The sequence below is a fragment of the Pseudomonas sp. PS01303 genome, from assembly GCF_029959385.1.
Taxonomy (GTDB): Bacteria; Pseudomonadota; Gammaproteobacteria; order Pseudomonadales; family Pseudomonadaceae; genus Aquipseudomonas; species Aquipseudomonas rustica.
The window spans coordinates 80,203-90,030 of the sequence record NZ_JASCPK010000007.1 but is presented as its reverse complement, the minus strand read 5'-3'; the positions used below and the strand labels follow the sequence as shown (position 1 = coordinate 90,030).

The 9,828-nt window shown below is 60.4% G+C and carries 9 protein-coding genes; 4 read left to right on the top strand and 5 right to left on the bottom strand.

Annotated features, from left to right (window positions below; translation table 11 throughout):
- Positions 1 to 52: 52 nt before the first annotated feature.
- Together QMX93_RS05040 and QMX93_RS05035 are read right to left on the bottom strand one after the other, a co-directional pair.
- Complete coding sequence (locus QMX93_RS05040; RefSeq protein ID WP_282353241.1) at positions 53 to 2,041, bottom strand: U32 family peptidase; 1,989 nt, start codon at positions 2,039 to 2,041, stop codon at positions 53 to 55.
- A gap of 405 nt (positions 2,042 to 2,446) precedes the next feature.
- Positions 2,447 to 2,827: a RidA family protein gene (locus QMX93_RS05035; RefSeq protein ID WP_053120702.1), complete on the bottom strand. Its 381-nt coding sequence runs from the start codon at positions 2,825 to 2,827 to the stop codon at positions 2,447 to 2,449.
- Between the two features lie 138 nt (positions 2,828 to 2,965).
- Between QMX93_RS05035 and QMX93_RS05030 the strand changes: the two genes are divergently transcribed.
- Positions 2,966 to 3,664 (top strand): alpha/beta hydrolase, encoded by a 699-nt coding sequence (locus QMX93_RS05030; RefSeq protein WP_282353239.1) that lies wholly within the window; start codon positions 2,966 to 2,968, stop codon positions 3,662 to 3,664.
- A 100-nt stretch (positions 3,665 to 3,764) separates the two neighbouring features.
- Here the strand turns inward: QMX93_RS05030 and QMX93_RS05020 are convergent, their stop codons facing one another.
- Positions 3,765 to 3,974: a hypothetical protein gene (locus QMX93_RS05020; protein ID WP_159812076.1), complete on the bottom strand. Its 210-nt coding sequence runs from the start codon at positions 3,972 to 3,974 to the stop codon at positions 3,765 to 3,767.
- A gap of 212 nt (positions 3,975 to 4,186) precedes the next feature.
- On the opposite strand from QMX93_RS05020, the gene QMX93_RS05015 reads away from it, so the two are divergent.
- From QMX93_RS05015 to QMX93_RS05005, 3 genes are all read left to right on the top strand, one after another.
- Positions 4,187 to 4,747 carry a hypothetical protein gene (locus QMX93_RS05015; protein WP_282353234.1) on the top strand — a complete coding sequence of 187 codons (561 nt, stop codon included), beginning with the start codon at positions 4,187 to 4,189 and terminating at the stop codon, positions 4,745 to 4,747.
- Between the two features lie 302 nt (positions 4,748 to 5,049).
- Entirely contained in the window at positions 5,050 to 6,180 is a 1,131-nt protein-coding gene (locus QMX93_RS05010) for an alkene reductase (protein ID WP_282353232.1), read from the top strand.
- Positions 6,181 to 6,195: 15 nt separating this feature from the next.
- The gene (locus tag QMX93_RS05005; protein WP_282353230.1) at positions 6,196 to 7,263 is read left to right on the top strand and encodes a LysR family transcriptional regulator; all 1,068 of its coding nucleotides are present in this window, start codon (positions 6,196 to 6,198) and stop codon (positions 7,261 to 7,263) included.
- Between the two features lie 41 nt (positions 7,264 to 7,304).
- On the opposite strand, the gene QMX93_RS05000 is transcribed toward QMX93_RS05005, so the two are convergent.
- Both QMX93_RS05000 and QMX93_RS04995 read right to left on the bottom strand, forming a co-directional pair.
- Positions 7,305 to 8,603 (bottom strand): MFS transporter, encoded by a 1,299-nt coding sequence (locus QMX93_RS05000; RefSeq protein WP_053120692.1) that lies wholly within the window; start codon positions 8,601 to 8,603, stop codon positions 7,305 to 7,307.
- 308 nt (positions 8,604 to 8,911) lie between these two features.
- Positions 8,912 to 9,805: a LysR family transcriptional regulator gene (locus QMX93_RS04995; protein WP_178124156.1), complete on the bottom strand. Its 894-nt coding sequence runs from the start codon at positions 9,803 to 9,805 to the stop codon at positions 8,912 to 8,914.
- Positions 9,806 to 9,828 lie beyond the last annotated feature (23 nt).

Genomic DNA, 9,828 nt, shown 5'->3' with positions numbered 1-9,828 from the left:
GGCTTGGTGATACAGGCGTGCGCGGTGCCGAAGCACCGCGCATGCCGTCCACTCAGTGCGGTGCGCGCGGAATGGTTTTCATCAGGTCTTCGGGGCTGATGTGGCCGACCACGCTGCCCGGTTGCGGCAGGTTGAGGATGTGGCCCTTCATCTTGCCGATGATGTGCATCTCGCACGGCTTGCAATCGAACTTCAGCGTCAGCACTTCATCGCCGTGGATCAACTGCATCGGCGCGACTTTGGTGCGCACGCCGGTCACGCCTTTGGCCTGTTTCGGGCACAGGTTGAAGGAGAAACGCAGGCAGTGCTTGGTGATCATCACCGGCACTTCGCCCGGTTCTTCGTGCGCCTCGTACGCCGCGTCGATCAGCTTCACGCCGTGACGGTGGTAGAAGTCGCGCGCCTTCTGGTTGTAGACGTTGGCGAGGAAGGTCAGGTGCGAATCCGGGTACACCGGCGGCGGACTGGTTTCGGCCTTGCGGCTGCCACGCGGGTGAGCGGCAACACGGGCGGCGGTCAGGGCTTCGATCACTTCACGGCGCAGGGCTTTAAGCTGCGAGTTGGGGATGAAGAACGCCTGTGGCGCATCCAGCTTGATGTCGGTGGCGTGGTACTGCGTGGTGCCGAGTTGGCCGAGCAAATCGCGCAACTGTTCCAGCGCTTGCTCAGGCTTGTTGGCGACGCCGAACGGGCCGTTCAGGGTAACGCTGGCGCTGATGCCTTCTTCGCTGGTAGCGGTGACTTCCAGCTGTTCTTCACGCAGACGTGCGACCCAGCTCAGGGCGACGCGACGTTCTGACGAGGTCTTTTGCAGCGCCTGTTGCCAGTTGTGGTCGAGGTTGCGATTGAGCGGGTGATTCGGACGCAGCTTGAACAGGCCTTCGGGCATTTCGTTCGGCTCGACGCGGTAGCGGTAGCGCTTCTCGCCGTCCTCTTCGAACTCGCCTTTGGCTTCAGCGATGTTGGCGCGGAAACCGACCACTTCGCGTTTCACCAGCACGTTCAAACCGTCGCCGTTGGACAGTGGCTCGTGGGTGATGACCTGCATGTCGCGTTTGCCGACTTTCTCGACGGTGCCCACCGGCAGGCCGGTGAAGGTCGGCGAGTCGAAGGCGCCGATGTCGATCTTGCGATCGGTTACGAAGTAATCGGTGCTGCCACGGTGGAAGGTTTTTTCCGGGTCAGGCAGGAAGAAATGCGCAGTGCGGCCGCTGGAAGCGCGGGCCAGATCCGGGCGGTCTTCGAGCACGTCGTCGAGGCGCTGGCGGTAGTAGGCGGTGATGTTTTTCACATAGCCCATGTCCTTGTAGCGACCTTCGATCTTGAACGAACGCACGCCGGCCTCGACCAGCGCGCGGATGTTGGCGCTCTGGTTGTTGTCTTTCATCGACAGCAGGTGTTTTTCGTAGGCGATCACGCCACCCTTTTCATCTTTGAGGGTGTACGGCAAGCGGCACGCTTGCGAGCAGTCGCCACGGTTGGCGCTGCGCCCGGTCTGCGCATGGGAGATGTTGCACTGGCCGGAGAAGGCCACGCACAAGGCGCCATGGATGAAGAATTCGATGGCAGCGTCGGTTTCGTCGGCGATTGCGCGGATTTCTTGCAGGTTCAGCTCACGGGCCAATACCAGTTGCGAGAAGCCGGCCTGATCGAGGAATTTCGCTCGCTCAAGGGTGCGGATGTCGGTCTGGGTCGAGGCGTGCAGCTCGATCGGCGGAATGTCCAGCTCCATCACACCCAGATCCTGAACGATCAGCGCGTCGACACCGGCGTCGTACAACTGATGGATCAGCTTGCGCGCCGGTTCCAGTTCGTTGTCGTGCAGGATGGTGTTGATGGTGGTGAAAATGCGCGCGTGGTAACGGCGAGCGAATTCGACCAGCTCGGCGATTTCGCCGACTTCGTTGCAGGCGTTGTGGCGCGCACCGAAGCTCGGGCCGCCGATGTACACGGCATCGGCGCCGTGCAGGATCGCCTCACGGGCGATGGCGACATCGCGGGCAGGGCTGAGCAATTCCAGATGATGCTTGGGCAAGGACATAGTTTTTTTAGTCAGGCTGTCACGGTTAGGCGCGCATTCTACCCCCGAAACGCGCGCCCGGCACGCCCGTGCTGCCCGATGGCACCGGGCCCTTGCAGGAGCTACGGCATGCTGCGATCTTTTGACCTTTTCAGATCAAGATCAAAAGATCGCAGCGTGCCGCAGCTCCTACAGAATCCAGCGGTGGTCGCCGAATAGGTGGGCGACACACAAACCTGTAGGAGTGAGCCTGCTCGCGAAAGCGGTGGTGCATCCAACATAGCCGTCGCCTGACCTGACGCCTTCGCGAGCAAGCTCGCTCCCACAGGGTTGGGCAGTGATCGCCAAATAGGCGGGCGACATAGAAATCTGTGGGGGCTTGCTCGCGAAGGCGTCAGTTGGTTCGGCGCAAGGCTGGGGTGAAAATCAGGCCTTGGCAGCCATGGCGGTGACTTCTACGCGCATGCCTTCGACGGCCAGGGACGCAACGCCAACCGCAGCACGTACCGGCCATGGCTTGGCGAAGTAGCGTTTGTAAACTTCGTTAAACGCGGCGCGATCGGCCATGTCGGTGAGGTAGATGGTCAGGTGCATCACGCGATCCATCGAGCTGCCCGCACGTTCCAGTGCAACCTTCAGCGCTTGCAGGGTGCATTCGCTTTGCAGGGTGATGTCGCCGAGTTCCAGGCTGCCATCGGCACGGGTCGGAATCTGCGTGGACATCATGATTCCGTTGAACGTGGTCACGTCCGAGGAAATGGAGTCCGCGTCCGGATCGGGAGTGAAGATGATGTCTTGGTTGGCCATGGGTGATCCCTTGTGTGAGCGACTAAGAATCGCGCCAGTTTACAGATTCATCAGCGACATGGCCCGTTTCGGCAATCGGCACCATACTTCGGCGCGGTATTGGCAAACGATCTTCTCTTCTCAGACAGGAGCAGGGCCATGAGCAACAAACCGACGATTGTGCTGGTTCACGGATTCTGGGGTGGCGCCGCGCATTGGGGCAAAGTCATTCTCGAACTGGCGCGCAAGGGCTACACGGATATTCACGCGGTTGAGATGCCGCTGACGTCCCTCGCCGACGACGCCGAACGCACGCGCAAAATGATCGCGCAACAAAGCGGCCCAGTGTTGCTGGTCGGCCACTCTTACGGCGGCGCGGTGATCACCGAGGCGGGCAATCAGCCGAACGTCGTCGGCCTGGTGTACATCGCCGCGTTCGCCCCGGATGCCGGCGAAAGCCCCGGCGCTCTGACCCAGCAACACCTGCCGGCCGCCGCACCGAATCTTGCGCCGGACAGCGACGGTTTCCTCTGGCTCAAAGCCGATAAATTCCACGAAAATTTTTGCCAGGATCTCAGCGCCGATGAAGCACTGGTCATGGCCGTCGCACAGAAGGCCCCGTTGGCCAGCACCTTCGGCGACACGATCAGCAATCCGGCATGGAAGAACAAGCCGTCGTGGTATCAGATCTCCACGGAAGATCACATGATCCATCCCGATAACCAGCGGCAGATGTCGGCAAAACTCGGTGCGAAAAAGATCATCACACTGGATGCCAGCCATGCGTCGTTGGCCTCGCGTGCTGCTGAAGTGGCGGCGTTTATCGATGAGGCGGCAACGGCTGCGGTGAAACCTTAGGGATCAGACCGGCTGCGTCGCCGCCTCAGCCGCGAGGGCTGCAAGGACACTCGGTCGAGCGGCGATGCGCTGCGTGTAAGCAGCCAGCGTCGGCCAATCTTCAATGCAGCGTAATCACCCGCCGACTCTCGCCAATGCGGATCCGGTCGAGTGCGCGGTTAAGCGCATCCAAAGCGTCCAGCAAAGCTTTGGCCTCGGCTTCGCGACCATCGCCCCAGAGCCGTTCAGCCATTTTGTTCAAGGCCTGAATCGATCGCTCAATCTCTGTAGCGGTGGCGGCTTCTTTGTTTTCTGGCGTTTTCTTCGACATTCATCAACCTGTTCACTGAGTCCAGCCGCTGAATAGAGCGGCTACGACAAACATGTTTCCTCGTCCTGCCGGCCTATCCAACCATTGCGATACAAGCAGGACAAGTTTTTCAGTCAGCTGCCAAGAACCTAGGAACCGCTAGGTGGCTGAAAAAGTGGCTAAGTGCTAGCATTCGCGACTTCGTTGGATTTTACACTCTCAAGGATTTTCGAATGACTTATCTGCGCCTGCTTTTAGCTTCTGCCCTGATCGCCCTCTGCACGGGCTGTGCCACGTCCGCTCAAATTTCCGGCATGACGGTCGCGGCCGATCAAGACAAGGAAAGCACCTATGACGCACAGCTGAAAAATAACGTACGGGTTTCGGAAGTGAATGGCGGGGATAAAACCAATCCTCTGTGGACGTCGGAAATCGACAGCCCTGACTTTGGCGCTGCACTCAAGCAATCGCTCGCAAACGCTGATTTGCTGGGCAGCGAATCCGCTGCTTATGCCCTGCGGGCGAATTTGCTGCGCGTTGACCAGCCGCTGTTCGGGCTGAATTTCGAGGTCACCAGCGAGGTGGAATACACGTTGGTGGAAGCCGCGACCAACAAGGTTGTTCTGCGTGAAATCATCCGTACGCCTTTTACCGCGGGTTTCGGTGATTCCGTTATTGGCGTCAAACGTCTGCGCCTGGCCAATGAAGGCTCTGCTCGCGTCAACATCATCGCCATGCTCAAGCGCCTCAGTGATCTGAAAATCGAGGCCAAACAGGTTGCGTTGAAGAACTAGGCCTTTCCTGAAATGGATTCAGGCGTGACCCTCAGATGGGCGGCTCAAGTAGCCGCCCATTTGCTTTATCTCTCTCGCACCGGCAACAACCCTCCAGAAATTCCGAAGAGAAAAGCCGAATTCCGTTGCTGAAAAAGCAATAGTCATTTGCGATTTCGGCGGATTGTTGCCGTCTGGCTCAGAAGTTAGCATCGATCCATCGTTGCAACTCAGGGCCTTTGGCGCGAGTTCGAGACAGTTCGCACCGCCAACCTGTCGCTCCCGCTGATCGTCGCCACATTCGATCTACTTCGGAAACTCCAATGTCCAAACTCTTCAACGAATTCGCGCTGGGCGACACCACGCTGAAAAACCGTATTGTCATGGCGCCGCTGACCCGCTCGCGCGCACCCCATGATGCTGCCGATGAACGCATCGCATTGTATTACGCACAACGCGCTACCGCCGGTTTGATCGTCAGCGAAGGCACGCCGATTTCCCGTGAGGGGCAGGGCTATCTGTTCAACCCCGGTATCTTCACGGCCGAGCAGATCGCCGGATGGCGCCTCACCACCGACTCGGTGCATGCGGTGGGCGGCAAGATGTTTGCGCAGCTCTGGCATGTCGGTCGCGTCTCGCACCCGTCGATCCAGGAAGGTGGAAAATTGCCAGTGAGCGCCACGTCGAAGCAAGCGGTCGGCGCGACTGCGTTTGGTTACGACGCTGACGGCAAGCCGGCGCTGGTACAGCCACCGGCGCCACGCCAACTGGAAACCGCCGAGGTGGCGCGGATCGTCGGTGAGTTCGCCCAGGCTGCGCACAACGCGATCGAGGCGGGTTTTGATGGCGTGGAAATTCACGGTGCCAATGGCTATCTGTTCGAGCAGTTCATGAACCCGTTGGTCAATGATCGAACCGATCAGTACTCGGCGGATCGCCTGGAAAACCGTCTGCGCTTCACCCTGGAAGTGATCGATGCCGTGGTCGCACGCATTGGCGCGGCTCGGGTGGGCATCCGTATTTCGCCATATGGTCAGCTGTTCGACATGCCGTTGTATGAGCAGATCGATGAAACCTACACCGCGTTGGCAGCCGAGATTGGCGCGCGGCAATTGGCCTACGTTCATGTGATGGATCAGTCCGGGTTTCCGGCTCCGGGTACCGAGGGCGGTGGTGGCGGGCCGAAGGAAACATTCCTCGATTTGCTGTCGACCATTCAGTCGAAACTGCCTGACACCGCGTTGATTCTGGCGGGCGGCATGTCGCGCCAGCGTGCGGATGACCTGATCAATGACGGCATCATCGACCTCGCCGCGTTCGGCACCGCTTACATCAGCAACCCTGATCTGGTGGCGCGGCTGCAGAACGACTGGCCGCTGAGCGAAGCCAAACGCGAAACTTTTTATGGCGGTGGCGCCGAGGGTTATGTCGATTACCCGCCTTATAAAGGCTAAGTAGCCGCTGACACATTGGCAGCCGCCACCGTTATTCGGGGCGGCTGCTTTTACGTGCCCGGTGCAAACAGGCCTGAAAGGATCTCGCGGCGGGACAAGCAGACGAAGTTCTGCTGTAGTGCCCATCAACTGTTCTTGATGATCGGACTTTTTATGCACCTCAAAGCGCACCGGTACTTTGCCATGGTCGCCGTGACTGGAAGTTTCTCGGCGACGGCTCGGCACTTTCGCGTACCGGCGTCCTCCGTTTCTCGCTTCATCGCGGCGTTGGAGCGAGAGGTCGGTCAGCAACTTTTGTATCGAAACACCCGTGCGGTGAAACTGACGGAGGCGGGCGAGCGCTACTACCAGCAAATCCGCGAAGTGCTCGAACTGCTCGATGCCGCTGATGAGGAAATCACCGGCAAGGGTGGCGAGGTTCGTGGACTGGTACGGATTAACGCACCGGTCGCGTTCGGCAGCCTGCACATCGTCAAACTGTTGAACGGTCTGTATGACCAGTATCCCGAACTGACGGTCGAGCTGACCGTCACCGATGCCTTTATCGACCCGGTGCAGGAGGGCGTCGACATCATCTTCCGGGTCGGACACCTGAGCGACTCCGGGTTGATCGGCCGCAAAATCTGCGATCAGCAATACGTCCTTTGCGCCAGTGCGCAGTACATCGCGAAGCACGGCAAACCCGCGTCGCCAGAGGAGCTGCGGCATCACGCCTGTCTGGTTTACAAGGGCACGGGCGGGGCGCAGCGCTGGTATTTCACAAAGCCTGGCAGCGACAAGACCGAGATCATCGACGTGCAGGGGCCGCTTCGAAGTAACAATGGTCAGGTCTTGGTGGAAGCGGCGCTGGCGGGCAGGGGGATCGTGTTCTTTCCGTCCTGGCTGTTTAGCCGTGAGAGTTTCGTGAGCCAGCAGCTCATTCGGCTGTTACCGGATTGGCAAGGATCGGTGGAGCCAACGCCTAGCCCGATCCATTTGCTGTCCCCGGAGAATCGCATGCGCTCCCAGAAGGTTCGCGTGGTGTGGGAGTACTTCATCAAAGCGATCGGCACTCCGCCTTATTGGGATGATCTGGGGGATTGATGCTTAGGCGCGGGCCGCCAGCGTCCGCACTGGCGTGGGACTCAGCGCGTTTCGCACTGCGGCGCCGGCTCGCCGCTCAATGCATCGACCATGGGCGGGTGCTCTTGCACCGCTTGGCGCAAATCTTCGGTCACGCGCAATTCCGCGCCTGTCGGCGAGAAAGTCGCCGCGGCTGCGAAAGGCGCGGGGTTGGCCGGAACCGGGCGTTTGCCGCGCCGCCAGAAAAAGAACGTGACCATGCACAGATTGACCAGAGCGAAGACCCAGAACAGACCGTTTGCGCCGAACGAGTTCATCACCGGCGAGATCATCATCGGACTGATCGCCGAGCCCAAAGAGTTGATCAGCAGCAAACCCTGAATCATCGGCACCAACGCTTCCGCCGGGGCGCGGTCGGCGGCATGACTGACGGCAACCGGATACAGCGCAAACACGCCGCCGCCGAGCAAAAACAGCATCACCGCGAGCATCGTCGACGACAACGGCAGCCAGACGATCACCAGCGACAACACCGTGCACGCCACGGTCAGAAGGGTCAGCACCTGAAGGCGATCCTGACGGTCAGACCAGCGTCCGACCGGGTATTGCAGAAGCATGGCGCCAAGGATCGTCCAGGCCATCATGCTGCCGACTTCCCCCACGTTCAGACCCATGCGTTGCAGGTACAGCGGCAGCAACGTGTAAATCGCCGCGATGCTCACGCCCGAGCCGAAACACCCGACCAGCCCGGTCGGCGTCACGCCCAGCAACTGCCGGGGCTTGAGCGGCTCGACCTGATCGAGCAGGGGCGACACGCGCGGCAGGATCACGATCGGCAGCACCGACAGCGATGCGAGCATGCCGGCAACCATGAACGGTGCGCTGTCGCTCAAACCCGTGATCTTGCCCAGCGTTGCCTGACCCAGCACACCGGCGCCGTACAAGACGATCATGTACAGCGCGAGCAAGCGTCCGCGAATCTTCGCGTCACCCGCCAGCAGCAGCCAACTCTCGATCACCAGAAACACGCCGACTGTGGCCCAGCCATTGATCAGGCGCAGGGCGAACCAGCCCCACGTGTCGTAAAACAAGCCCTGCATGAGGATGGTCACGGCGATCAGCGAGGCAAAGCTGCCGTAGGCACGGATATGGCCGATGCGCAGAATCAGACGGTCGTTGAACAAGGCGCCCAGGGTCAGACCGATGAAATAGGCCGATGACACGACACCGATCATCGTTGCCGACGCACCGGCGGCGTCCAAGCGAAGGGTGGTCAGGGACGACAGAAATCCGTTGCCCAAGGCAATAATGAACAGCCCGAGCAGGGGCGCCAGCGCCATGGCCAGCAAACGCGGAGACATAGAAACCTCAAGGGATCGGGCAGCGGAACGTGCGTCTCTGCGCAGGGCAATGCCAAACCGAAGTGTGTTGTGCAAGCGCCCGCCGAACGGGCAGGGCAGTTCAATCGGCCGCACTTGAGCAAGTGTGGCCAGCCATTCTGGTACGTGATTTTTAACAGCGATGCTTTCAGCCACCGACTCGGGTGACTGTTTGAGAGCGCGGGATTCTAAGGCTTGTGCAGGATTTGCCAATAGCTGTTTGCTGCGACGTTAGGACGCAGGTGAGTTACGGCAGATCCGCCGCCTGAGCATCGAACGATGAACACCGCTTACATCCGGTGATGCTCCAGCAAGAAGTCGACGAACAAGCGCACTCGCGCCGGCATTGTCGAGCCGCCGACGAACACCGCATGAATCGGTTCCTGATCGCCGGGGTTCCAGGTTTCCAGTAGCGGTATGAGGTCGCCGCGCTGCAGATCCTCGCTGACGCTGAACTCGCCGATGCGCGCAATGCCGGCGCCGACTCGGGCGAGTTGTGCCAGTGCTTCACCACTGCTGCATTCGATGTTGCCGCTGACTTTCAGGGAAAACTCGCGGCCGTCGCGCATAAACGGCCAGTTGGGTTCGGCACGGCGAAAGTTGAAGCGCAGGCAGTTGTGACGGAGTAAGTCTTGCGGTTCTTGCGGGGTGCCGTGACGCTGCAGATACGCGGGCGATGCCACCACCACTTGGCCGGTCGTGCCGATCCTGCGCGCGGTCAGCGGGCTGTCGGGCAGATGGCCAAAGCGCACCGCCACGTCGGCCTGGCCAGCGAGGATGTCGACTACTTCGTCGCCGAGCGTGAGGTCGACGACGATATTCGGGTACTGCGCGCTGAACGCGGCCACCAAGGGCACGATAGCCAGCCGACCATGGCCAAGCGCCGCGCTGACGCGCAATCGGCCCTTGGGTACGCCTTGATCGGCGATGGCGTCTTCAACCTCGTCCATGTCCGCCAGAATACGTCGGGCGCCCCGCAAGAATGCTTCGCCCTCAGCGGTGAAGGTGATCGCTCGCGTGGTGCGCAACAACAGGCGAGTGCCCAGACGCTGTTCGGCACGCGCGATGATCCGGCTGACTGCCGAGGGTGTGAGCCCCAATGCGCGCGCCGCCGCCGAAAGGCTGCCTTCCTGCGCCACGGTGACGAACACGCTCATTTCACCTGACCTGCCATTGACGTCCATTTGTGCCTCTTACGCAAAGGTGA

Coding starts and splice junctions, on each gene's coding strand:
- QMX93_RS05040 (WP_282353241.1), bottom strand. CDS start 2,041: ATGTCCTTGCCCAAGCATCATCTGGAATTGCTCAGCCCTGCCCGCGAT.
- QMX93_RS05035 (WP_053120702.1), bottom strand. CDS start 2,827: ATGGCCAACCAAGACATCATCTTCACTCCCGATCCGGACGCGGACTCC.
- QMX93_RS05030 (WP_282353239.1), top strand. CDS start 2,966: ATGAGCAACAAACCGACGATTGTGCTGGTTCACGGATTCTGGGGTGGC.
- QMX93_RS05020 (WP_159812076.1), bottom strand. CDS start 3,974: ATGTCGAAGAAAACGCCAGAAAACAAAGAAGCCGCCACCGCTACAGAG.
- QMX93_RS05015 (WP_282353234.1), top strand. CDS start 4,187: ATGACTTATCTGCGCCTGCTTTTAGCTTCTGCCCTGATCGCCCTCTGC.
- QMX93_RS05010 (WP_282353232.1), top strand. CDS start 5,050: ATGTCCAAACTCTTCAACGAATTCGCGCTGGGCGACACCACGCTGAAA.
- QMX93_RS05000 (WP_053120692.1), bottom strand. CDS start 8,603: ATGTCTCCGCGTTTGCTGGCCATGGCGCTGGCGCCCCTGCTCGGGCTG.
- QMX93_RS04995 (WP_178124156.1), bottom strand. CDS start 9,805: ATGGACGTCAATGGCAGGTCAGGTGAAATGAGCGTGTTCGTCACCGTG.